We start from the raw sequence: 23,446 nt of genomic DNA on the forward strand, positions 1-23,446 counted from the left end.
GCACCACAATGGCCCAGTCACAGCGCAAGCCTGTGAACAAGAAGAAGGTCGCGCCGGCGAAGTCCGTGCGCATCGGCCACATCGACTACAAGGACACCGCGACCCTGCGGAAGTTCATCTCCGAGCGGGGCAAGATCCGTGCCCGCCGGGTGACCGGCCTGTCCGTCCAGGAGCAGCGCAAGGTCGCGATCGCCGTCAAGAACGCGCGTGAGCTGGCCCTGCTGCCGTACGCCTCGACCGCTCGCTGAGAAGGGAGAACGGACGCATGAAGCTCATTCTGACCGCTGCTGTCGACCATCTCGGCATCCCCGGCGAGATCGTCGAGGTCAAGGACGGCTACGGCCGCAACTACCTGCTGCCCCGCGGTTTCGCGATCAAGTGGACCAAGGGTGCCGAGAAGCAGATCGAGGGCATCAAGCGGGCCCGCGACGCCCGTGAGATCCGCAACGTCGAGCACGCCAGGGAGATCCGGGCCCAGCTCGAGGAGCTCGCGGTGTCCCTGCCGGCCAACGCCGGCGAGAACGGCAAGCTGTTCGGCGCCGTCACCCCGGCCGACATCGTGCTCGCGGTGAAGAAGGCCGGCGGCCCCGCCGTCGACAAGCGCGCCGTCGAGATCGCCAAGCCGATCAAGTCCGTCGGTGCGCACACCGTCGGTCTGAAGCTGACCAGCGGCGTGGTCGCCCACATCAACGTGGACGTCGTCGCCGCCTGATACCCCGGCAAACACGGCGAGGCGGGGAGATCTCCCCGCCTCGCTCTGTGTTTGCCCACTCCACCCGTCCGTCTCACCCAGCGCTCGCCTAACTATTTCCCGCTCGCTGAATTAAGCGAGCGGGAAATAGTTAGGCGAGCGGTCGGTGCGGGCCGACCCCACACGCACACCCACCCACACGCAAGGGAGAACCTCATGCCGCAGCATCTGCCCTACCGGGTGCTGTTGCGCAGCATGGGCCCGTCGTTCACCGTTTTGGGCTTCCTCGGACGACTGCCGACCTCGGTGCTCCCGCTGGCCCTGCTGCTCTACGCGCACCACCAGCTGGGTTCGTTCGGACTGGCCGGGCTGGCCGCCGCGGCACTCAGCCTGGGCGGCGGCGCCGGCGCCGTGCTGGTCGGGCACCTCTCCGACCAGTGGGGACACCGGGTGGTCGGCGTGGCCGCCACCGTGGTGCAGACCGCCGCGATCGGCGGGTTCCTGCTCTGGTGCTCCCCGGACGTCCCGCTGGCCGCCGTGCTGGCCCTGGCCGCCCTGATCGGCTTCGCGAACCCGCAGCTGGGCGCGATGGCGCGGGCCCGCTGGTCGCAGCGGGCGGCGTCCCGGGACGACCGGGTGCCGTTCACCGCGTCCGCGATGGCCTGGGAGGGTGCGGTCGACGAGGTCGGTTTCGTGATCGGGCCGGTGCTCGCCACCAGCCTGGCCGCGGTCGCCGCCCCGGCGCCGTTGCTGACCGCGCTGGTGCTGGCCTGGATCGGTCAGGTCGGCTTCGCGCTGCATTCCTCGGCACTGCCGCCGGCACACCACGGTCGTCACCGGCATGCCGAATCCGCTGACCGGGTGGACTTCCGGGTGCTGATCCCGCTGGCGGTGGCCATCGGTGGCGTCGGGGTGCTGTTCGGCGGATCGCAGACCAGCATCGCCGCCTTCTTCACGGTGCGCGGCGAGGGTGCCGTCGCCGGCGCCGTCTACGGTGCGATGGCGGTCGGCAGCGCCGGCATGGGCCTGCTCAGCAACCGGTTGCCGGCACGCTTCTCGATGGCCGCGCGGATCGCCGCGTTCGGGTTCGGCTGCGCGCTGATGTCGCCGCTGCTGATCGTGGCCTGGGACGCGGCCACGATGGCGCTGGCTTGCCTGCTGGTCGGCATCATGGTCGGTCCCACCCTGGTCACCGGCTACGCCTACGCGGAACGGATCTCCCCGCCGGAGCGGCTGTCCACGGTGATGACGGCGCTCAGCACGGTCGGCGTGGTCGGTGTCGCGGCCGGCGCGGCCTTGGCCGGCCAGGTGGTGGACGGCCATTCCGCCCAGGACGCCGCCTGGATCGCCACCGTCGGCGGGCTGCTGGCCGGGATCGCCGGCCTGACCATTCCGCGCCGGAACCGATCGGCACGATGAACCCGGGCCGGACGAGGGTCGCAGCCGGATCCTCCGGACACCCTCTATTAGGGTGATCCGGTGGACGGACCGGAAGTCAGACGGCTGGGACCGAACTGGGGACGGATCGCCCTGATCGTGGCGTCCGTCGCCGTGCTGGTGGGCGCGGTGCTCGGCGTCCGGGCGATCTCCGCACCGGTGGAACGGGCGGGCGCGCCGACCATCCCGGTGCCCGCCCCGAGCGGCACCCGATTCCTCAGTCCCTCGGCCAGCCCGAGCGCCGACGCCTCGACGAGTCCGAGCGGCAGCCCGTCGGCGAGCGCCTCCAGCTCGCCGCGCAGCACCATGAAGGTCTCCGGCGATTTCGACTGGGCGGGCGTGACCGCGGCCGCCGCCGGCTCGCAGGGAGAGCTGCGCCGCTACGCGGTCGGGGTGGAGAGCAGCGCCAAGCTGGACGCCGACTCGGTCGCCAAGACCGTCGCCGGGGTGCTCAACGACCCGCGCAGCTGGACCGGTGACGGCACCGTCCGGTTCGCCCTGGTGGCTCGCGCGAAGGCGACGGTGAACCTCTACCTGGCCAGTGCGAAGACCGCCGCCACCCTGTGCGGATCGGACGCCGGCGGCGCCGACAGCTGCACCAAGGGCAACACCGTGGTGATCAGCGCCGAACGCTGGAAGTCGGGGGCCGCCGGATATGCCGGCGACACCGCCGGCTACCGCGCCTACCTGGTCAACCATGCCGTCGGGCAGCTGCTCGGCAAGGGCACCGCCTCCTGCCCCGGCAAGGGGAAGAAGGCCCCGGTGATGATGCAGCAGAGCGGTGATCTGCGCGGCTGCGTAGCCAATCCCTGGCCGTGACCGACCCGGACGTGTCGCCAATCTGGCCGTGACCCGCCCGGCTGCGTCGACCATCCCGGCCGCGCCGGCGACCGGCGACCGCGGGAACCGGTGAGCGGGTGTAGCCGCACCAGCGACCGCGGCAACCGGCGAGCGGTGAGCGGGGCTAGCCCCACTCCGCTGACGTCCCCGGGCTGCTGAACCCGGCCGCATCACCCGGCGGCCGGTCGACTCCTCCTCTCGACCGAGAGGACGGCCATGACCCGCACCGCCGCACCCGTGGACCCGCGCCGCCTGGTGGCTGCCCACGCGCTGGCCGCGGTCGCCGTCGCACTGCCCTGGCCGGCGCTGCTCGCCGCGATCTGGCGGATCGCCGCCGATCCGGCACTGGTCGGGCTCGCCGGGGCGTCCCGGTTCGCCCCCTGCGTGCTGTTGTCGGCGTTCCTCGGCGGGCTCGGCGACCGGATCGGACGCCTTCGCGCGGTGCGGCTCTCGATCGCGGCCCGGGTGCTGCTGGTGGCGTCCGTCGCCGCGCTGCTGCTCGGGGACCTGCCCTGGCCGGCGCTGGTCGCCGCGACGCTGAGCGTCGCCGTCGGGGTTCCCGCCTTCCCGAGCCTGGCCGCGTTGATCCCGCAGCTCTCGGCGCGTCCGGACCACCACACCAACGCGTTGGTGACCTGGGAGATCAGCGCCTTCGTCGTGGGTCCGGCGCTCGGCGGCATGTTGCTGGCGGCCGCGCCGGCCTGGTCGGTGGCGGTGAGTGTGCCGTTGATCGTGGCCGCGCTGGTGGTGTTGCCGCGCCGGGTTCCCGAGCGGGCGCCGTCGGTTCACCGGCCGCGACTGTGGGACGGCTGGCGCGCCGTACTGGCGGTGCGGGTGGTCCGCCGGGCCATCGTGGCCGTGATGACGCTCAACGTGGTGATCGGCGTCCTCGGCGTGGCGTTGCTGACCATCGCCGAGACGCGCTGGGAGGCCGGCGTCGCCGCGTTCGGCTGGCTGACCGCGGCGCAGGGCTTCGCCTCGCTGACCGCACCCGTCCTGGCCCGGATGGTCGGACGCCTGTCGCCCGGCATCGCCGCGCACCTGGTCGTGGTGCTGCCGCTGGTCGTGGTGACCGTCAGCCCCGGCTGGCTGGCCGCCGCCGTCCCGATGGCGCTGCTCGGCTCCGGGTTGACGATGGTCGAATGCCGCACCACCCGGATGATGCAGCTCGGGGCGCCCGCCGACTACACCGCGGTCGCGCTCGGCCTGGCGGATTCGGCGGTGGTCGCCGCGGCACTGGCCGGTGCCCTGGTCGCGCCGTGGCTGCTGGCCGTGCTCGGTCCGGTCGGTCTGCTGGCCGGGCTGGCCGTGGCCTGTTCGGCCGTCCTCGCCTGGGGGTTGAGCTGAGGCTCGCCCCCGGTGGCCTCAGTCCTCGTTCGGGTCGGCCTCGGCATCGGCCTGGGTGGCGTGCACGGTGCCGGGCAGGTGGTCCGCCGGGCCGTACAGCGCGTAGACCTTCATCGGCACGTCACCGATGTTGGTCACGTTGTGCCAGGTTCCGGCGGGCACCAGGATCGCCCAGTCGTCCTCGACCTCCTCGCGGAAGTTGAGGTCGTCCTCGGCGGGACCCATCTCGACCAGGCCCTTGCCCTGTTCCAGGCGCAGGAACTGGTCGTTGTTGGGGTGCGCCTCGAGGCCGATGTCACCGCCCACCGGGATCGCCATCACGGTGAGCTGCAGGTGCTCGCCGGTCCACAGCGTGGTGCGGAAATTGTCGTTGTCGACGGTGGTGCTCTCGATGTCCAGGACGTACGGCTTCTTGCCGTGGTCGGTGTTCGCGGTCATGGCTCGCTCCCTTCGGCGTCACTGCCATCCTGGCCCATTCCCGCCGCGGATTTCGACCGGAGCAGGCAGATCAGCCCTCCTGGGCGGCGAGCACCTGCCGAATCACCGTCAGCACCCCGTGCTCGGCGTTGGACGGCGCGATGAACCGGGCGCGTTGCCGCACCTCGTCGTAGGCGTTGCTCACCGCGTAGCTGTGCGCCACCGCGTCCAGCATCTCGAGGTCGTTGTAGGCGTCTCCGAAGGCCATCAGCTGCTCGCGTCCCAGCCCGAGATGTTCCGCGAGCACCCGGATGCCGTGACCCTTGTGGACGCCGGGGTTCATCATGTCGACCCAGACCGGGCCGCCCACGGTGACCGAGAAGTCGGCGGCGTAGGCCGGCCCGAACACCTCGTCGTAGTAGCGGCGGCTCTCCCGGGTCGGCAGATAGACGCTGAATTTGTCGATCGCGGCATCGAGTTCGGCGAAGTCGTCGACGAAGACGATGGTGGGATTGAAGGTGCTCAGGTACGGCTCGTGCTCGCGGTGCGCGCTGGACACGTACGCGGCGTCCGGACCGCTGACCACCGGGACGCCGGGCGTGTCGGCCAGCGTCACCGTCGCCATCGCGCGGTAGTGCTCGGGTGCCAGCAGGCTCTGGAACAGCACCGTGTCGCCGTAGCTGACCGTGCCGCCGTTGTCGCCGACGTAGGCGATGCCCTCGTGCGGTGGGAACATCTGCTTCAGTCGGTTCAGCGGACGGCCGCTGGCCGCGACGAAGGTGATCCCGACCGCGCTCAGCCGGCGCAGGTAGTGGTGGAAGTCCGGTGGCAGGTCACCGTGTTCGTCCAGCAGCGTGTGGTCCATGTCGGAGGCGATCAGCCGCACCGCGGCCACGTCCATATCCACTCTCACAACCCCATTCGGTCGAACTCGGTGACCGCCAACTGGCGACCCAACTCGATCATCTCCTCGGCCCGGTGGAAGTCGAGCACCGAGCAGGAGTCCATCGGCACCCAGACCAGCACGTCCGGCACGTTCAACACGGTACGGGCGATCTCGATGCGACCCTGCATCACGTCCAGGGTGCGGCCCAGCAGGTCGATCAGGTTCACGTCGGAGGGCCAGTCCTCGAACTCCTTGGCCGGCGGCGGGGGCGGGGTGAGCAGCTTGCTCAGATTGCGGGCCGGCCACGACTCCGCCATCGACTGGCCGAGCCGTTCCGTCCAGGACGGCTGCCCGGCGTCCGCCGCGATCTCGGTGTTGTCGGCGCTGGCGTCGTCGGAGGACTCCTTGCTGGGCAGCCCGATGTGCAGCCCGGGGCGTTTGCCGAACAGCGAGACGCCGATGTTCACCTCGCCGGGCATGTCCATGGTGGGGGCCATCGGCAGCGGGTTCAGCAGGCCGCCGTCGACCAGCAGCCGTTCCCCGATCCGCACCGGCGTGAACACCGCCGGAATGGCGATCGAGGCCCGGATCGCGGCCACCAGCGGGCCCTTGCGGAACCACACCTCGCGCTCTTGGTCGATGTCGGTAGCGACCGCGGTGTAGGGGATCGGCAGCTCCTCGATCCGGGTGTCGCCGATGAACCGGTGCAGTTCGCGCATCACCCGTTGCAGCCGGATCAGCCCGGGCGCACCCAGGGTGAGATCGGTGAGCCGGACGATGTCGCCGCGGGTCAGCGTCCGCACCCACTCGGTGAAGCCCTCCAGGCCGCCGGCGGCCAGCACGCCGCCGACCAGGGCGCCCATCGACGTCCCGGCGACGCCGACGACCTCGTGGCCGCGGGCGTGCAACTCCTGGATCACCCCGACATGGGCGAAACCGCGGGCACCGCCGGCTCCGAGCACCAGGTTGACCTTCATGGGACGAGTCAACCATCCCGGTCCGATCGATCTCGCCCCGTCCGTCGGATCGTCCGGCTGAGGCACCGACCGGTAAACCCCTCCCTGACACAGAACTGTCACCCATGTCCCGAGACATCACAACCTCTGCCCTGCCGTCGACGGGAGGGCTGAAGTAGTTAGGGAGGGCCTTACGACGATGGGTCGGGGGAATGTGGGGAACGGGGCCGCAGATTAAGGTCGGATGAAGCGGAGGGCCGAACCGCCGACACGGTGCTAGCTTCGGTGCCGATCCACCCCGTCCTCGCCGCCCCTCGCGACGTGACCGGGAGTGCTCGAGCGAGGAGTCACACCATGCAACTCAGCCCCCGTGAGCAGGAGAAGCTGCTCATCGTCGTCGCCGCCGATCTGGCGCGGCGCCGCAAAGACCGCGGTCTCAAGCTCAATCACCCCGAGGCGGTCGCGCTGATCACCCACGAGGTGCTTGAGGGCATCCGGGACGGACGCACGGTGTCCGACCTGATGGCGTTCGGCACCACCGTGCTGACCAGGGACGACGTGATGGAGGGTGTCCCCGAGATGATCCATTCGGTGCAGGTCGAAGGCACCTTCCCGGACGGCACCAAGCTGGTCACCGTCCACGACCCGATCCGCTGAGCAGGAGGCCCCCATGATCCCCGGCGAATTCCGGCTCGGCACCGAGCCGATCCTCTGCAATCCAGGACGCGACACCATCACGGTCGAGGTCGTCAACACCGGTGACCGTCCCGTCCAGGTCGGCTCCCACTACCACTTCTTCGAGGTGAACTCGGCGCTGCGCTTCGACCGTGCCGCCGCCCGCGGCTTCCGCCTCGACATCCCGGCCGGCACCGCCGTCCGCTTCGAACCCGGCGACGCCAAGACCGTCCAACTGGTCGCGCTGGCCGGACGCCGCGAGGTGTACGGCCTTGCCAACGCGGTCAACGGACCGCTGGACGCCTGAGGAAGGACCACCCATGAGCTTCGAACTGTCCCGGCAGCAGAATGCCGACCTGTACGGCCCAACCGTGGGCGACGCCGTCCGGCTGGGCGACACCGACCTGTTCGCCGCGATCGAGCGGGATCTGACCAACCATGGCGAGGAGGCCGTCTTCGGCGGCGGCAAGGTGATCCGTGATGGCATGGGCCACAACGGACGCGCCGTCCGAGCCGACGGGGTCGCCGACACGGTGATCACCAACGTCATCGTCATCGACCACACCGGCATCTACAAGGCCGACATCGGCATCGTCGACGGGGTGATCAGCGCGATCGGTGCCGCCGGCAACCCCGACATCACCGACAACGTCGACATCGTGATCGGTGCGGCCACCGAGGTGATCGCCGGCGAGCACCGGATCGTCACCGCCGGCGGCATCGACACCCACATCCACTTCATCTCGCCGCAGCAGATCGGCACCGCACTGTCGTCGGGCGTGACCACCATGATCGGCGGCGGCACCGGCCCCGCGGACGGCACCAATGCCACCACGATCACCCCGGGCGAGTGGCACCTGGCCCGGATGCTCGGCGCCGCCGAGCAGTGGCCGATGAACTTCGGGTTCCTCGGCAAGGGGCACGCGGCCGCCCGGGAGCCGCTCGCCGAGCAGATCGAGGCCGGGGCGATCGGGCTGAAGATCCACGAGGACTGGGGCTCCACCACGGCAGCGATCGACGAGGCGCTGAAGGTGGCCGACGAGTTCGACGTCCAGGTCGCGATCCACACCGACACGCTCAACGAGTGCGGCTTCGTCGAGGACACCAAGCGGGCGATCGCCGGCCGGGTGATCCACACCTTCCACACCGAGGGCGCCGGCGGCGGGCACGCCCCCGACATCATCACGCTCGCCGCCGAGCCGAACATTCTGCCGTCGTCGACCAACCCGACGCTGCCGTTCACCCGCAACACCGCCGAGGAACACCTCGACATGCTGATGGTGTGCCACCACCTGAACCCGGCGATCCCCGAGGACGTGGCGTTCGCCGACTCCCGGATCCGGCCGGAGACGATCGCCGCCGAAGACGTGCTGCACGATCTGGGCGTGTTCTCGATGACCTCGTCGGACTCCCAGGCGATGGGACGGGTCGGCGAGGTGATCACCCGCACCTGGCAGGTCGCCGACCAGATGAAGAAGGCCCGCGGCAAGCTGGACGGCGACCCGGAGGGCGGCGACAACTTCCGGATCAAGCGCTACATCGCCAAGTACACGATCAACCCGGCCCGCAGCCACGGCATCGCGGACGTCGTCGGCAGCGTCGAGGTCGGCAAATGGGCCGACCTGGTGCTCTGGGAGCCGGCCTTCTTCGGCGCCAAGCCGGCGATCATCGTCAAAGGCGGGCAGATCGCCCATTCGGTGATGGGCGACCCGAACGCATCCATCCCGACCCCGGAGCCGCGGCTGATGCGGGACATGTTCGGTGCCTTCGGCCAGTCCCCGGCGGCGAACTCGATCACCTTCGTCTCCCAGGCGGCATTGGCGGCCGGCGTGCCGGAGCGGCTCGGGCTGCGCAAGCAGATCCGGGCGGTCAGCGGCGTCCGGACGCTGACCAAGGCCGACATGGCGTTCAACGACGTCACGCCGGAACTCACCGTCGATCCGCAGACCTACGAGGTCCGGGTGGACGGTGAACTGGCCACCTGTGAGCCGGCCCAGGAATTGGCGCTGGCCCAGCGCTACTTCCTCTTCTGAGCCGGACCCGCCATCGTGATCGTCGAACGCATCCTGGGTAACACCGCCGACCTGTCCGCCGAAGAACTCGCCAGCGTCCACCTGGAGCGGGTGGTGCTGCCGCTGAGCGCACTCACCCGGCAGGTACAGCGGGTCACCTCCGACCACGGACGCGAGATCGGGCTGCGGCTCGCCGGCCGGATCGACCTGCGCGAAGGGGACATCCTGCTGCGCGACGAAACCGGCCTGGTGGTGATCGCCCTGGAACCCACCGACGTGCTGGTGATCGCGCCGTCCAGCGTGCTGCAGATGGGGGTGATCGCGCACAACCTGGGCAACCGCCACCTCCAGGCGCAGTTCTTCGGGCCGGACGAGCCGTTCGAGGGATTACCAGGCCATCAAGGGGTGATGGTTATCCAGTACGACCACACCGCCGCGCACTACCTGGACCACCAGGGCGTCCGCTATGTGCGCGCCGACCGGGTGATGCAGGTGCCGTTCCGCCATGCCGAGCACACCCACTGAACCCGGCGGCCCCGGTGGCTGGGGCAGCCTGCCCGGCTGGCAGTTGCCGCTCGCGCAGCTGTGCGACTCGGCGGCGCCGACCGGGGCGTTCAGTCATTCGCTCGGTCTGGAGACCTACGTGGTCGAGGGCCGGGTGGACGACGAACACAGCTTCGGCGACTGGCTCGCGGCGATGCTGACCGGACCGCTGGCCACCGGCGACGCGCTGGCCGTCCGGCTGGTCGCCGAGGCCGTCCGTGATCGGCTGCCGGAGCGGGCCTGGTGGGTGGACCGGCATCTGCACGCCCAGACCCTGCCGCGGCAGACCCGGGACGCCGTCGTCGCGATGGGTGCCCGGATGCTGGCCATCGCATCCATCGCCTGCCCGTCGGCCTGGCTGGACGCCTATGCCGCGGCGGTGGCGTCCGGTCGTTGCCACGGGCATCCGGCAGTGGCGGTCGGAGTGGCCGGCGCAGGGTTGAGAGCCCCGTCCGCGGCACTGGTCGCCGCCCACCTGCAGGGTGTGGCGACGACACTGACCCAGAACGCCGTCCGGCTGATTCCGCTGGGCCAGAACGCCGGGCAGCGAGCCCTGGCGGCGGCCCGACCACACATCGAGGCGGTTGTGGAGCGCGTCCCGAACCTGAGCCTGGACGACTTCGGAGCCACCCTGCCCGGACTGGAGATCGCTCAGATGCGCCACGAACGGCTCCGCGCCCGGATGTACCAGTCCTAGAGAGGAACGAATCCAACGATGAGAACCCTGCGGATCGGCGTCGGTGGGCCCGTCGGCGCCGGCAAGACCCAACTGATCGAGCGGGTCACCCGCGCCCTGGACGGTGAGGTGTCGATGGCGGCGGTGACCAACGACATCTACACCACCGAGGATGCCAAGATCCTGGCGGCCAACTCGGTGCTGCCGCTGGACCGGATCGTCGGCCTGGAGACCGGCGGCTGCCCGCACACGGCGATCCGTGAAGACACCTCGATGAACGAGGCGGCCATCGAGGCGTTGATCCGCGACCATCCCGATCTGCAGGTGGTGTTCGTGGAGTCCGGCGGCGACAACCTGTCGGCGACCTTCAGCCCCGAACTGGTCGATTTCTCGATCTACGTGATCGACGTCGCGCAGGGCGAGAAGATCCCCCGGAAGGCCGGCCAGGGCATGATCAAGTCCGACCTGTTCATCATCAACAAGACCGATCTGGCCCCCTACGTCGGCGCCGATCTGGACGTGATGCGGTCCGACACCCTGGTGTTCCGCGGCGACAAGCCGTTCGGTTTCACCAACCTGAAAACCGACGAAGGGCTCGACCGGGTGCTCGACTGGCTGCGTCACGACGTCCTGATGACAGACCTCGACGGGTGAGCGCCGAGATCGCCGGCTCCGATCGGCCGGACGCCGTCACCGGTGAACTCCGGCTGCGGATCGGCGTCCGGCACGGCCGCGGTACAGCGATCGAGCAGTACCATGCGGGCTCGCTGCGGGTGCTGCGGCCGCACTACCTGGACGCCTCCGGGCAGGTCTGTTACACGGTGATCAACCCGGGCGGCGGCTATCTGGGCGGTGACCGCTACCGGATCGGCCTCAACCTGGACGCCGGCGCGTCGCTGCTGTTCACTACCCAGGCCGCGACCAAGGTGTACCGGACGCCGCAGGCGCCGGCCCGGCAGCGGACGGAGGTGCGGCTGGCGGCCGGGGCCGTCCTGGAGTCGGTTCCGGATCCGTTGATCGCCTACCACGACGCCGAATACGAGCAGCTCACCCGGGTCGAGATCGACCCGGCGGCCAGTTACCTGGCCAGCGAGATCGTGACGCCGGGTTGGTCGCCGGACGGTGCCCGGTTCGGCTACACCCGGGTGTCGCTGCGTACCGAGTGCCGTCGTCCGGGTGCCGAGGCGCCGTTCCTGGTGGATGCCCTCGTGCTGGAGCCGGCGGTCGGTGACGTGCCCGGGCTGGGCGGCCTGGACGGCCACAGCCACCTCGGCTCGCTGCTGCTGGTTGACGCTCGGGTGGACGCCGAGCTGGTGGCCGACGTCTGGGAACTCATCGAAGCGACGTCCGGACTGCGCGCCGGGGCATCCCTGGCGGCGGGACCGGCGCTCGCCGTCCGGGCCCTCGGTGACGACACGGCCGCTGTCGAGGCCCTGTTGCTCGCCGTCGACAACGCGGTGCGCAGCCGTTGGTGGGGACTGCCGCCCTTGAACCTGCGCAAACCCTGACCCCCCGAGGAGATCCCATGTCCGAGACCACCTATCCGTCGTCGGCCGCCGGCCTGGGCGAGGCGGGCCGCACTCTCGCCCTCGGCGTGAGCCAGATCTTTCTGCAGGAGAGCTGGCTCGCCGGCGTGCTGATGGTGGCCGGCCTGGCGCTCTACTCGGTGCCGCTGGCGGCGATGACCGTGCTGGGCACGCTGATCGCCACCATTGCCGCGCGGCTGGTGGCGCTGTCGGTCGCGCATGGACTGCAGGGTTACTGCGGTGCACTGGTCGGGGCTGCCGCCTGGACATCGTTCGGCTCACCCTGGCCGGCGGTGCTGGCCACTCTCGTCGGTGCCGCGGCGTGTCCCGCGGTCACCCAAGCCTTCGCCGGGGTGTTCGCCCGGTTCCCGCGGGCCGGTGGTCCGCTGCCGGTGCTCACCGCCCCGTTCTGCGTGGTCAGCGGGCTGATCGCATTGCTCGTGCGGGCGGTGCTGCCATCCGCGGCGGCGCCGTCGGAGGTGCCGTCCGGGAATCCGGCGGTGCAGCTGGTCGAGGCGGTGCTGACCGGTGTCGGCCAGGTGGTCTTCGCGCAGAGCTGGCTGTCCGGACTGGTGATCCTGGCGGGGCTGTTCGTGGCCGGCTGGCGGGTCGGGCTGGCCGGCCTGGTCGGCAGCCTGCTGGGCACCCTGACCGGGTGGGCGGCGGGGGCGACGCCGGCAGAGTTGTCGGTCGGGCTCGCCGGTTACAGTCCATGCCTGACCGCGATCGCGCTGGCGGGGGTGTTCCTGCGTCCCGGCCGGACGGCCTGGCTGCTGGGCTGCGTCGGCGCCGTCGCGACGGTGGGGGTGCAGCAGCTTCTCTCGCTCACGCCGATACCGGTGTACACCTGGCCGTTCATCGTGGCCACCTGGCTGATGCTGCTGATCGCGGACGGAGCACGCGCATGACGATCGAACTCGACGCACCCGCGGCCGCGGCACGGCTGGGCGCAGCCCCGGGCGACCGGCGCCGATTGCTCGGCATGGGTGGATTCATCCTGGCGCTGCACCTGCTCGGCTGGGGCCTGCTGGCCGCGGCGGTCAGCGGGCAGCCCAACGGCGGCGGAGCCTCGGAAGTGTTCGGCGTCGGCATCGGGCTGACCGCCTACACCCTCGGGATGCGGCACGCCTTCGATGCCGATCACATCGCCGCGATCGACAACACCACCCGTCGCCAGCTGGCGCTCGGACAACGTCCGCTTTCGGTGGGCTTCTGGTTCTCACTAGGGCATTCGACGGTGGTATTGGTTCTGGTCGCCTTGCTGGCCGCAGGCGTGGGTGCGTTGGCCGGGCAGCTTGCCGACGAGGCGTCGCCGCTGCAGCAGACCGCTGGGCTGGTCGGCACTCTGGTCTCGGGGCTGTTCCTGGTGGTGCTCGGCGTGATCAACCTGGTGGTGCTGATCGGTCTGGTCCGGCTGCTCACCCGGGCCCGGCAGGGCGAACTGGACGAGGAGGCGCTGGAGGCGCAGTTGCAGCGCCGTGGCGTGGTGGGCCGCCTGGCCGGACGGGTCGCCGCCCTGGTGAGCCGCCCCTGGCATCTGTACCCGGTCGGGTTCCTGTTCGGACTCGGCTTCGACACGGCCACCGAGATCGGGCTGCTGGTGATCGCCGGCGGTGCGGCTGCGGCGGCACTGCCGTGGTATTCGGTGCTCACCCTGCCGGTGCTGTTCGCCGCCGGCATGTGCCTGCTGGACACTGCCGACGGCGTGCTGATGTGCCGTGCCTATGGCTGGGCCGGTGACCGCCCGTTGCGCAAGATGTACTACAACCTCACCGTGACCGGACTTTCGGTGGTGGTCGCGCTGGTGATCGGCGGCATTGAGCTGGCCGGTGTGCTGGCCGACAAACTGGGGGTGACGTCTGGGCCGTTGGCCGCGCTGGCGTCAATCGATCTCGGCGATCTCGGGTACCTGCTGGTCGGCACCTTCCTGGTCGCCTGGCTGGTCGCCATGGGGGTGTGGCGGTTCCGCCGCCGCGCGTCCCCGCTCCGCTAGGCCCTCCCTAATCAGTTCAGCCCTGCCTTATACGGGAGGGCTGAACTGATTAGGCAGGGCCTACCGACTAGGCAGGGGCTGTGTCGGGTGCCGGGGCTACGATCGTGAGGAGGCCCGAGGAGGTGTCCATGAGTACGACGGACGTGCGGCAGGCGGTCGTGGTCGGCGCGGGTGCGATGGGATCGGGGATCGCGGCGCAGTTGGCCAACGCGGGGGTGACGGTCCGGCTGCTGGACGTCGTCCCCGAGGGTGAGACCGACGACCGGTCCCGGCTGGCCCGGGACGCGATCGCCCGCCAGGTGAAGGCTGGGGGCTTCATGCTGCCGGTGTTCGCCGAGCGGGTGATGCCCGGCAACGTGGTGGACGACGTCGCCGCCTACGCCGAGGCCGACTGGGTGATCGAGGCCGTCTTCGAAGATCTCGCGGTCAAGCGCGACCTGTACGCCACCATTGAGGCGCACCGCGGGCCCGCCACCATGGTCAGCTCGAACACCTCGACGATCCCGCTGGACCGGCTGGTCGAGGGCCGGGACGCCGGCTTCGTCGCGCACTTCGCGATCACCCACTTCTTCAACCCGCCCCGGCAGATGCCGCTGCTCGAAGTGGTCGCGGGGGTGTCGACCGACCCCGATGTGGTGGACCGGCTGGTGGCCGCCGGCGATCACCAGTTGGGCAAGACGGTGCTGCGCTGCCGGGACACCCCGGGCTTCCTGGCCAACCGGATCGGCAACTTCTGGATGGCGGTCGCCTCCGCCGAGGCACTCGCCGGCGACATCGACATCGAGACCGCCGATGCGGTGATGACAAGGGCGTTCGGGACGCCCCGCACCGGGGTGTTCGGGCTGTTCGACCTGGTCGGGATCAACCTGGTGCCGTCGATCTGGACCAGCTTCCTGCGGCTGCTGCCCGCCGACGACGGCTACCACCGCTACGACATCACCGTCAACGACGTCTTCACCGGGCTGCTGGAGCGTGGCCTGGTCGGACGCCGCGGCCCCGGCGGCTTCACCCGTCGCCGCAAGACCGCGGACGGCCCCGTCGACGAGGTGATCGACACCGAGACCTTCGAGTACCGGCCGCGGCGGACGCCGTCCGACCCGGCGTTGCAGGTGCGCGGGCTGAAAGCGACCTGCGCGACCGATTCGCCGGCCGGACGGTACGCCTGGACGGTGCTGCGTGAGTTCGTCGACTACTGCTGCGTGACCGCGCCGCAGATCGCCGACCAGGTCGGCCTGATCGACGACGCGATGAAGCTCGGCTACGCCTGGCAGGCCGGTCCGTTCGAACTCGCCGACACGGTGGGCGTCGACTGGCTGGTCGAGCGGTTCGAAGCCGAGGGACGTCCGGTGCCGGCGCTGCTGCGCCACGCGGCTGAGGCGGGCGGCTTCCGGCCGCGTCCGGGCGCGGTGCTGGCCACCGACGGAGGCGTGGTCGAGCTGCCGCCCGGTCCGCTGACCGTCGCGCAGGCGTCCGGGGTGCTGGTCTCCGGGGTGCTGGCGGAGAACGCGTCCGCGGCGCTGGTCGACCTCGGCGACCAGGTCGCCTGCCTGACCCTGCGGACCAAGATGAACGTCTGCGAGCCGGGGGTGTTCGAGCTGATCGAGCAGGCCCTGGAGCTGGGCGAGCAGGGCGCCTTCGCGGCGCTGGTGATCGGCACCGACCATCCGCGGGCGTTCTCCGCCGGCGCCAACCTGAACGTCTTCGCGTCCCTGGCCGATCGCAACGATCCGGACGAGTTGCGCAGCTTCACCGAGCGGGGCCAGCGGTCCTTCGCCCGGCTGCGGGCGGCGTCCTTCCCGGTGGTGGCGGCGGCTCGCGGGCTGGCGCTCGGTGGCGGCTGCGAGCTGATGCTGGCCGCTCATCACGTGGTGGCCGGCGCCGAACTCTACGCCGGCTTCCCCGAGCGCAAGGTGGGCCTGATTCCTGCCTGGGGCGGCGTCACCCGGACCCTGATCCGGGCGACACTACGGGGTTTGCCCGATCCGGCGGCACGAGCGTTCGCGCTGGCGTCCAGCTCGGCGATCAGCGGCTCGGCGTTCCACGCCCAGGCCGAGGGACTGCTGCTGCCGTCCGACGAGATCGTGATGAACGGCGCCCGGGTGCTGGAGCGGGCCAAGGCGGCCGCTCTGGAGCTGGTCGGACGCCCGCGGCGTCCGGAGCCCGGGGTGTTCGCGCTGCACAGCCCACGGCTGGAGCCGCTGGACGCCTCCTGGTCGGACGCCTCAGCCACCGACCAGCGCATCGTCGGGGCGCTGGCGGCCATGCTGACCGGGGACGAACCGGTCACCGAGGCTGAACTGTTGCGCCGCGAGATCGACGTCGCCCTGGAACTGGTGGTGTTGCCGCCGAACCAGGACCGGATGCGGCACATGCTGGCCACCAACCGTCCGCTGGAGAACTGAGCCGTCAGGCCGGGTCACGCCCGTCGCCTGTCGCCGGTCGCGCCTGTCGTTGGTCGAGCCCGTAGCCGGTCGAGCTTGTCGTTGGTCGAGCTTGTCGAGACCCCCGGACCCCGACCCGCCCGGTAAAACCCCTGCCTAACTATCTGCGCCCTCCCGCATGTGGGAGGGCGCAGATAGTTAGGCAGGGCCTTGTGGGCGGTCGCGTTCCGAGCGTCCGGTCATGCGAGGCCAGTAGCGTCGTGAGGCATGATGAGGGCATGAATCCATGGTTCGAGGTGTACGGGGAGTTGGCCCTGCACGGCGACTTTGATCCCGACGCCATCACCCGCGAATTGGGAATCGAGCCCACGCGCGCCCATCGCCGGGGCGACCTCCTTTTCGGTGGCCGGACCGCCCCTTCCGGCCTTTGGGTATGGGAGACGGAGAGCCGGATCAACGCCGACTCCGATGATTTGGCACGCGAGGTGCTGGATCGGATCGAGCTGACGGCGGAGACATTCAGAGCGCTCAAAGAGCGGCACAGCATCAGTGCCTCACTCGAGATCGTGCCGACCATGCATGTCCTCCTCGACGACGAGGACGGTGAGCCGGGGATCCTGGCAACGACGCCCGCTCACTGGTTCTCCGTCGAAACGCTCACGCGAGTAGCCGCCTACGGGCTCGAACTCGACATCGACGAGTACGTCCATCTCGCCGACCCTAGTCCCGACCGGCTGGCCGCCATCCACACCAACCCGAACATCATCATCGGCGACCCCGACGAGCTGGCGTCGCTGGACTGGTCGGACGAGTGGGACGCAGGACGGGGCATGTTGCCGTGAAAGAGCGACTCCACCTGGACGCCGACGTCCTGGTCTGGCTCTCCGCGGGATTGCGCGACCGGCTGGCCACGGCCGCCGAGGTAGCGGCTCAATGACGCGAGGAGGGGTGACCCTCCGACTCGTGGCGCGATTGATGGCGCGATTCTGGCGCGATTCTCGATACGATGGCGTCCGCGTTCAAGCCCCGTTACCCGATCACGGTGCCGATGCTGTCGGCGATCGCTGTCATCGAGCACACCCGCCGCCAGGTGGACCCTGCTGAAGGCACAGTTCGCGTGACGGAAGCAGTCGACCGTCAGACTGGTCAACTTCTCGACCGAGAGCTACCTTTCATGAGGGTCGAACCCACGAACCAGACACGGCCGGCATTTGGGGATGACCGAGCTGGTCGCGAACATGGCCAGCGGCATGTCGATGGGCCCCACTTGGACCTAACGACGCTAGGGAGAGTGCCCTTCTTACGCTGAGCCGGAGACGTGAACTATTCTGCGTTCTACGGGAGCAGAGTCGGTGTTCAGGAGAACTGGAGGCGAGGCCGCAATGGCATGGAAGTTCAATGCACCTCCGGGCTGGCCACAGCCCCCGGCGAGTTGGCGCCCGCCCGAGGGCTGGGCGCCGGACCCGTCGTGGCCGAAGGCTCCAGACGGCTGGCAGTTCTGGGTCGACGATAGTCCTAATGTGGCACAGGGGTCGCGGGTTCAGGAGATCTCGGCGCGGCCGGTGCCGGATGCTCTGTCCACGTTCCGACGACCGGGAGATCTCTGGGCGGCGATTGGAAAGCCGTTGACTGGAGTTGGAGCCGTCAAGGTCCGCATAGATGGGGTCCATCTGTTCGTCGAGCGCGGCATCATCACAACGGATACCCAGCAAGTACCGTTAGCTTGGGTGCAGGATGTTGACGCCTCCCAGAGCCCCACTCAGAAGCTACGAGGTGTGGGGACGATTCGCGTTCATGTCAATCGCGGGAGGTCAACCGAGACGATGGTCTTGACTGATCTCGACGATTTCAGGGCGGGGGTAGAAGTGATCAACAGGGCAGCTCGTGAAGCTAGGCTGGCCGAAACAAGACTTCAACACACGCAGCACGTCACCTACGGGCACCAGGCGCCGACGGTAACTCCTTCGCCGCAACAGTATGTCAGCCAGCGTCCGTCAAGTGAGGAAGTGATTTCCAGTATCGAGAGACTTGCTCGTCTTCGTGAGTCAGGTACTCTCACCGACGATGAGTTCGCCCGCAAGAAAGCGGAACTGTTAAGACACCTCTGACTCGCGGGTCCCGTGCGAGAACGGTCCAGTCCCTCCGGTGGCGATCGTCTGGGCTGGCAATCCGGCCCGATGGACGACGAGCGGGGGCTCGTTCCTACAGCGACTTGGGTCGGTGTTACCCAAGGCGATGTTGACCGCTATCGGGTGAACATCTGGCGGCTGGTGGATGCCGGATCCTGTGAGTGCCTTCTCAGCGCGTCGAGGATGTCCGGATAGGTCGCATAGCGCCCGATGCTCTCGTCCAGTTCGAGTAGCGAGAGCCCGAAACCGCCATCACGCGTTGGCCGTCAGGCTCGGGATCGAATCGGCGAACCAGAGTTGCTCGGTGTCGCTCGCCGTTCCGGAGCGACCCAGCGGGATTCCGAGCGCGGCGCACACGTTCAGCACATGCCCGAAGGCCACCGACGGCCGACCCCGCTCAATGGCTGCCACGGTGTGGCGAGAACACCCCGCGTGCGCGCCGAATTCGGCGGCCGTCCAGTGCCGGTTCAGCCGGGTCGTCCGCACGTTCGCGCCCATCAACTCCGCGGCGTCACGCGCGTACGGCACCAGGGAGATCGCTTTACGTCCAATAACACCTCGCTGATACTTTCGACTTAGCAGGGTCTTCAGTCAAAAGTATTCGACACGAGGCGGTCTGTCTCGCAGCCGTAGGCGAGCTGGGACCTGCGCCGCGAGATAGGCGATCTCGCCCGGGTTCGTGGCGGTTGCAATGGCGGCGTCGTACGCGGCGCGGGCGTCGCCGCTTCGTCCGAGCCGTCGCAGCAGTTCGGCGCGGGTCGCGTGCCAGGCGTGGTAGCCCTGCAGGGGGAGCGGGTCGATGATCCGGAGTGCGGCGTCCGGTCCGTCGAGTTCGGTGATCGCGATCGCCCGGTTCAGCGCGACGATCGGTGACGGGTCGAGGGCGAAGAGCTGATCGTAGAGCGTCGCGATCTGGCCCCAGTCGGTGTCGGACGCCGCTGGCGCGGAGTCGTGTACTGCGTTGATGGCGGCGAGGATCTGGTAGCGGCCCGGACGGTTGACGGCGAGGCACTCGCGCACCAGCGCGATGCCCTCGGCGATCAGCGTGCGATCCCAGCCGCCGCGGTCCTGCTCACCGAGCGGGACCAGCTCACCCGCCCTATCGAAGCGCGACCGGTGGCGGGCGTCGATCAGCAGCATCAGGGCGAGCAGGCCGGCGACCTCCGGCTCGCCGGGTAGGAGGTTGCGCAGCAGCCGGCCCAGCCGCAGGGCCTCACCGGTCAGGTCCACGCGGGTCGGCGTCTCGCCACCGGACGCGAGATACCCCTCGTTGAAGACGAGGTAGACAACCGCGAGCACGGCGGTGAGCCGGTCGCCGAGCTCGGCCTCGGTGGGCACGGCGTACGGAATATGGGCCTGCTTGATCTTCGCCTTCGCCCTGCTGATTCGCTGACCCATCGTCGTCTCCTGGACGAGGAACGCGCGCGCGATCTCCGGCACCGTCAGCCCACCGAGCATGCGCAGCGTCAGCGCGACCCGCGCCTCGGGCGCCAGCGCGGGGTGGCAGCAGGTGAAGATGAGGCGAAGCCGGTCGTCCTCGATCGGGCCGGTGGACGCCGGTGAGGTGTGGTCGGCGATCAGTGCCGCCGCCTGATGCTTGTCGTTGCGCTTCGCCTCGCGCCGGAGCCGGTCGATCGCCTTGCGGGTGGCCGTCGTCATCAGCCAGCCGCCCGGGTTCGGCGGCAGCTCGTCGCCCCAGCTCTCCATGGCTGCGACGATCGCCTCGCTCACCGCGTCCTCGGCGACGTCGAGGTCACCGAAGCGGCGGGTGAGCGAGGCGACCAGCCGTCCATGCTCGGCACGGAAGACGTTGTCGAGCGATGTCACAGGGTCTGGAACGGACGGACCTCGACCTTCGAGCGGCATGCCTTCGAGCCCGCCGCGGCGAGTTTCAGCGCGACGTCGAGGTCGGGCGCTTCGATACCCAGAAGCCGCCGATGTACTCCTTCGACTCGGCGAACGGCCCGTCGGTGTAGCTGACCTTCTCGCCCTGTCCGTCGACGGTCGTCGCCGACTCGGGAGGCTGAAGACCGCCGGCGAAGACGAAGTAGCCGTCGTCGATGAGGCCCTGGTTGAAGGCGCCGGTGTCGGCCATCGCCTGGTTCATGTCGGCCTCGCTGGGGTAGGCGCCGTACCGGCTGTCGGCGTTGTAGAACTCACTCGGGTGATGCACGGAAAGCAGATACTGCGGCATTGTCGGACTCCTTCTCCGGCAGCCCGGTGGCTGCCTCGCATCATGTCTACGAATACACCCGACCGAATTCGACAGTGCGCTCGTGTCCTAGAGATCGATCATGTCGTTGAGTAGTGGCCCGGTGTCGATCATGGTGACCGGGCAGTCGGTGATCTGTTCGACCTCGTCGATCACCCGCCGCACCTCGGCGGTCAGTCCGCCCGGGTCTCGGACGCCCTTGACGGCCGGGTCGATGTGGTCGGTGAAGGTGAGCGCGATCTGGGTCGGTCCGTTCACCATGGTCGCGTAGCGCAGCAGTTCGGCGTCGATCCGTGCGGCCTTGCGGCGCGGGCGTCCGGTGTTGACACCGTATTCGGCGATGCCACGGCGGACGGCCTCCTCGTGGGTCATCTCATGCGGGAGCGGTCCCTCGCCGACCCGGGTGGGCAGCGCCTTCACCACCAGCACCACGTCGCCGACCTGTCGCCAGCTCAGGCCGACGTCGTCGATCGCGGCGGCGGAGGTGCAGTTCTTCACGGTCGTGCAGGGGTACTCGAAGCTCAACGAGAGCGAGAGCTGGGTGCCCTGCGCGCTCTCGATCAGCACCACCTCGCCGGCGGCCGAGCGCGTGTTCGCCTCCACCGCGACGTCGCCGCACAGTCCGGCGAACTCGGTCAGCTCGCGGACCTGTTGCGCCTTGCGGTTGACGTAGCGGGCCCGGGCCGGTCCGACGCCGCTGCCGCTGGTGCCGACGACGCCGCGCAGGAAGGGGTCGGCGACGTCCTCGGCGAGATCGTCGGCGGTGATGATCCCGCAGCGCGGGTCGATCATCGTCCGGTCGGCGACGCCGAAGCGTTCGAGCTCGTCGGCCAGGATGCTCGGGTTGACCAGGACGCCCGGTCCGACGGCCAGCTTGGTTCGGGGATTGACCCAGGCGGTGGGCAGCTGGCGTTGTTTGACCAGGGTGCCGTCGTCGAGGGTGAAGCTCGCGCCGGCGTTGGTTCCGACGCCGGCCCGGACGGCCAAGGCGGCGTCCAGGCGGCGGGCCAGGTGAGCGGTGACTTTTCCCTTGCCGGAGTCGCCCCAGAAGGCGTCGACGACGATGGTGGCAGGCATGGTTCTCCTTCGTGGAGGGTCGGCGGAGGGTTCAGGACAGGGTGTGGTCGGCCGCCCCGAAGCCGACCACGGAGACCAGCCGGTCGGCCTCGTCGGGGGGCAGCAACCGGGCTCGCAGATCCACCAGGTGGGGGCCGAAGCTCTGCTCCAGGGCGTCCCGGTGCTGCTCGAAGATGGCGGCCAGGTAGGCCTCGTCGCGGATCAGTTTCTCCACCAGGCGGACCAGCGCCGGCTGATCGGTCTGGATGGCTTGCGGGTGGTCGTCGAGGGTCGCCACCAGCGCCGTCCGGAAGTCGACGGCCAGCAGCAGCAGATGCCCGCCGACGGTGCGGTCCGGGCTCTCGTGCCGGAACACCTCGCCGACATCGAGATCGCCGTCGCCGAAGACGTTGACCACCACCCGGCAGCCCGAGTTGGCGGCCGCGCGCAGGGCATCGGTGAGCCAACTGAGGTCGTCGGACCAACAGCACAGCGCGACCCGCCCCTGGGCGGCGTCGATGAGCGCCAGGATCCGGTCCGCCACGGCGTCGTGGCCCTGCAGGGCGGTGATCGCCGTCGTCGGCTGGGGCGCGGTCCAGGCGGCCAGGTCGGCGATCAGCGTGTCGACTCTGCGGGCCGTCTGCCGCTTCAGCCGGCCGAGGGTCTCCGACGGCGGGACCGCGACATGGCGAGCCGGCGACTCGGTCGTCGTCCGGCTGGCGAACCCCTTCTCGCACAGGGATTCCAGGGCCGCGTAGGTGTTCGCCCGCTGCAGCCCGGCGGACTTGGCGAGTTCGTACCCGGTGGCTTCGGGGTGCTGCAGGAGAGCGAGGTAGCACCGTGCCTCGGACTGGTTCAGGCCGAGTTCGACCAGACGTTCGATCACGTGTGGGAAGTCTAGGCAGAGAGTAGTAGCAGTGACAACTACGTTGCTCAATCTCGCGTGATCGGACGTGCCGGCAGGGTTGAGAGCGCCGATCAGGGGTTATCCACAGGACGATCCACAGATCGGGATAACTACACCGATGTCATTTCCGCCGGCTTCGAGACCGGGTCACCGTCGGCGCTCGCTCCAGGTCACCGGATCGGGCGCCCAGGTGGCGATCCGTTCCTCGCGTTCGGTGATCAGCATCCCGGCTTTCAACCGGGCGAGCACCTCGCGTCGCACGTCCCGGACGCGGGTCGCGGACTGCTGCATCGCGTCCGGACCGGTGGTCGACCACCAACGGTCGAGCGCGTCGAATACCTCGGGTGCGTCGCGCTGGTCGATGAGGTCGCCGGTGGTCCGGGCGATGCCAGTCTGGCGTCCGGATCGGTCGGCCCGGTAGGCGTAGCCTCCCAGGATCAGTGCCGCGAGGCCGGCGACGCCGAGCAGGGTGAGGCCGGAGATGGCGGGCAGGGCCGCGAAGGTGCCGACCTCGTCCCAGCGGAAGCCGAACACGGCTGCGGCGGCGAGCAGCCAGATGCCGCCGAGGCCGAAATGGATCCCGGCGGGGACGCGGGAGCCCCACAGCGATCCGTTGGCGCGACGCGGTTCGAGCCAGCCCAGCAGCGCCACCGCGGCGACGGCGAGCAGGCCGGCGGGCAGCATCATGTCCTGCACGGCGAGTGCGCTGGTCCGCGGGGCGGTCAGCAGCGCCGGCGCCGTGACGCCGGCGACCAGGGCGAC

The 23,446-nt window shown here is 69.7% G+C and carries 25 protein-coding genes and 1 pseudogene; 17 read left to right on the plus strand and 9 right to left on the minus strand.

The window, feature by feature from the left end; genetic code table 11:
• Positions 1–8: 8 nt before the first annotated feature.
• The 5 genes from rpsR (at position 9) to QM582_RS02345 (ending at position 4,315) form a co-directional block, all read left to right on the plus strand.
• Complete coding sequence (rpsR, locus tag QM582_RS02325) at positions 9–248, plus strand: 30S ribosomal protein S18 (RefSeq protein ID WP_415081388.1); 240 nt, start codon at positions 9–11, stop codon at positions 246–248.
• Positions 249–265: 17 nt separating this feature from the next.
• Positions 266–712, plus strand: a complete 447-nt coding sequence (rplI, locus tag QM582_RS02330; protein WP_415081390.1) for a 50S ribosomal protein L9 — start codon at positions 266–268, stop codon at positions 710–712.
• A gap of 195 nt (positions 713–907) precedes the next feature.
• Positions 908–2,110, plus strand: coding sequence for an MFS transporter (locus QM582_RS02335; RefSeq protein ID WP_415081392.1), 1,203 nt, complete (start codon positions 908–910; stop codon positions 2,108–2,110).
• 60 nt (positions 2,111–2,170) lie between these two features.
• Entirely contained in the window at positions 2,171–2,947 is a 777-nt protein-coding gene (locus QM582_RS02340; RefSeq protein ID WP_415081394.1) for a DUF3152 domain-containing protein, read from the plus strand.
• A gap of 237 nt (positions 2,948–3,184) precedes the next feature.
• The gene (locus tag QM582_RS02345; RefSeq protein WP_415081395.1) at positions 3,185–4,315 is read left to right on the plus strand and encodes an MFS transporter; all 1,131 of its coding nucleotides are present in this window, start codon (positions 3,185–3,187) and stop codon (positions 4,313–4,315) included.
• Positions 4,316–4,333: 18 nt separating this feature from the next.
• Here the strand turns inward: QM582_RS02345 and QM582_RS02350 are convergent, their stop codons facing one another.
• From QM582_RS02350 to QM582_RS02360, 3 genes are all read right to left on the minus strand, one after another.
• Positions 4,334–4,753 (minus strand): cupin domain-containing protein, encoded by a 420-nt coding sequence (locus QM582_RS02350; RefSeq protein ID WP_415081397.1) that lies wholly within the window; start codon positions 4,751–4,753, stop codon positions 4,334–4,336.
• A gap of 70 nt (positions 4,754–4,823) precedes the next feature.
• Positions 4,824–5,633 (minus strand): Cof-type HAD-IIB family hydrolase, encoded by an 810-nt coding sequence (locus QM582_RS02355; protein ID WP_415081429.1) that lies wholly within the window; start codon positions 5,631–5,633, stop codon positions 4,824–4,826.
• A gap of 8 nt (positions 5,634–5,641) precedes the next feature.
• The gene (locus QM582_RS02360; RefSeq protein ID WP_415081399.1) at positions 5,642–6,595 is read right to left on the minus strand and encodes a patatin-like phospholipase family protein; all 954 of its coding nucleotides are present in this window, start codon (positions 6,593–6,595) and stop codon (positions 5,642–5,644) included.
• 333 nt (positions 6,596–6,928) lie between these two features.
• On the opposite strand from QM582_RS02360, the gene QM582_RS02365 reads away from it, so the two are divergent.
• The 12 genes from QM582_RS02365 (at position 6,929) to QM582_RS02420 (ending at position 18,488) form a co-directional block, all read left to right on the plus strand.
• Positions 6,929–7,231: an urease subunit gamma gene (locus QM582_RS02365; RefSeq protein WP_415081401.1), complete on the plus strand. Its 303-nt coding sequence runs from the start codon at positions 6,929–6,931 to the stop codon at positions 7,229–7,231.
• Between the two features lie 13 nt (positions 7,232–7,244).
• Positions 7,245–7,556, plus strand: coding sequence for an urease subunit beta (locus QM582_RS02370; protein ID WP_415081402.1), 312 nt, complete (start codon positions 7,245–7,247; stop codon positions 7,554–7,556).
• Between the two features lie 13 nt (positions 7,557–7,569).
• A complete protein-coding gene (gene ureC, locus QM582_RS02375; RefSeq protein ID WP_415081404.1) occupies positions 7,570–9,282 on the plus strand; it encodes an urease subunit alpha in 1,713 nt (570 codons plus the stop codon).
• 15 nt (positions 9,283–9,297) lie between these two features.
• Positions 9,298–9,786, plus strand: a complete 489-nt coding sequence (gene ureE / locus QM582_RS02380; protein ID WP_415081405.1) for an urease accessory protein UreE — start codon at positions 9,298–9,300, stop codon at positions 9,784–9,786.
• The gene (locus tag QM582_RS02385) at positions 9,767–10,501 is read left to right on the plus strand and encodes an urease accessory protein UreF (RefSeq protein ID WP_415081407.1); all 735 of its coding nucleotides are present in this window, start codon (positions 9,767–9,769) and stop codon (positions 10,499–10,501) included. Before ureE ends, QM582_RS02385 begins: the two co-directional genes overlap by 20 nt.
• An 18-nt stretch (positions 10,502–10,519) precedes the next feature.
• Positions 10,520–11,134, plus strand: a complete 615-nt coding sequence (gene ureG, locus QM582_RS02390; protein WP_415081409.1) for an urease accessory protein UreG — start codon at positions 10,520–10,522, stop codon at positions 11,132–11,134.
• Positions 11,131–11,988 carry an urease accessory protein UreD gene (locus QM582_RS02395; RefSeq protein ID WP_415081411.1) on the plus strand — a complete coding sequence of 286 codons (858 nt, stop codon included), beginning with the start codon at positions 11,131–11,133 and terminating at the stop codon, positions 11,986–11,988. The genes ureG and QM582_RS02395 overlap by 4 nt, the downstream gene beginning before the upstream one ends.
• A gap of 17 nt (positions 11,989–12,005) precedes the next feature.
• Complete coding sequence (locus QM582_RS02400) at positions 12,006–12,914, plus strand: urea transporter (RefSeq protein ID WP_415081413.1); 909 nt, start codon at positions 12,006–12,008, stop codon at positions 12,912–12,914.
• Positions 12,911–13,999 carry a HoxN/HupN/NixA family nickel/cobalt transporter gene (locus QM582_RS02405; protein WP_415081415.1) on the plus strand — a complete coding sequence of 363 codons (1,089 nt, stop codon included), beginning with the start codon at positions 12,911–12,913 and terminating at the stop codon, positions 13,997–13,999. The genes QM582_RS02400 and QM582_RS02405 overlap by 4 nt, the downstream gene beginning before the upstream one ends.
• Positions 14,000–14,127: 128 nt before the next feature.
• Positions 14,128–16,401 (plus strand): 3-hydroxyacyl-CoA dehydrogenase NAD-binding domain-containing protein, encoded by a 2,274-nt coding sequence (locus tag QM582_RS02410; RefSeq protein WP_415081416.1) that lies wholly within the window; start codon positions 14,128–14,130, stop codon positions 16,399–16,401.
• 257 nt (positions 16,402–16,658) lie between these two features.
• Entirely contained in the window at positions 16,659–17,222 is a 564-nt protein-coding gene (locus QM582_RS02415; RefSeq protein ID WP_415081418.1) for a DUF4279 domain-containing protein, read from the plus strand.
• A gap of 720 nt (positions 17,223–17,942) precedes the next feature.
• A complete protein-coding gene (locus tag QM582_RS02420; RefSeq protein ID WP_415081420.1) occupies positions 17,943–18,488 on the plus strand; it encodes a PH domain-containing protein in 546 nt (181 codons plus the stop codon).
• 273 nt (positions 18,489–18,761) lie between these two features.
• Here the strand turns inward: QM582_RS02420 and QM582_RS02425 are convergent, their stop codons facing one another.
• The 6 genes and pseudogenes from QM582_RS02425 to QM582_RS02450 form a co-directional block, all read right to left on the minus strand.
• Entirely contained in the window at positions 18,762–19,037 is a 276-nt protein-coding gene (locus QM582_RS02425; protein WP_415081422.1) for a helix-turn-helix transcriptional regulator, read from the minus strand.
• A 63-nt stretch (positions 19,038–19,100) separates the two neighbouring features.
• Positions 19,101–20,375 (minus strand): RNA polymerase sigma factor, encoded by a 1,275-nt coding sequence (locus tag QM582_RS02430; protein ID WP_415081423.1) that lies wholly within the window; start codon positions 20,373–20,375, stop codon positions 19,101–19,103.
• Positions 20,333–20,703, minus strand: a pseudogene (locus QM582_RS02435) (YciI family protein). The gene QM582_RS02430 and the pseudogene QM582_RS02435 overlap by 43 nt, the downstream one beginning before the upstream one ends.
• Before the next feature lie 87 nt (positions 20,704–20,790).
• The gene (locus QM582_RS02440; RefSeq protein WP_415081425.1) at positions 20,791–21,798 is read right to left on the minus strand and encodes an adenylosuccinate synthetase; all 1,008 of its coding nucleotides are present in this window, start codon (positions 21,796–21,798) and stop codon (positions 20,791–20,793) included.
• Between the two features lie 31 nt (positions 21,799–21,829).
• Positions 21,830–22,663: a TrmB family transcriptional regulator gene (locus QM582_RS02445; RefSeq protein WP_415081426.1), complete on the minus strand. Its 834-nt coding sequence runs from the start codon at positions 22,661–22,663 to the stop codon at positions 21,830–21,832.
• Between the two features lie 168 nt (positions 22,664–22,831).
• On the minus strand, positions 22,832–23,446 hold a 615-nt coding region (locus tag QM582_RS02450), incomplete at its 5' end, for a hypothetical protein (RefSeq protein ID WP_415081427.1).

It is taken from the genome of Micropruina sp., assembly GCF_047607385.1.
Classification (GTDB): Bacteria; Actinomycetota; Actinomycetes; order Propionibacteriales; family Propionibacteriaceae; genus Micropruina.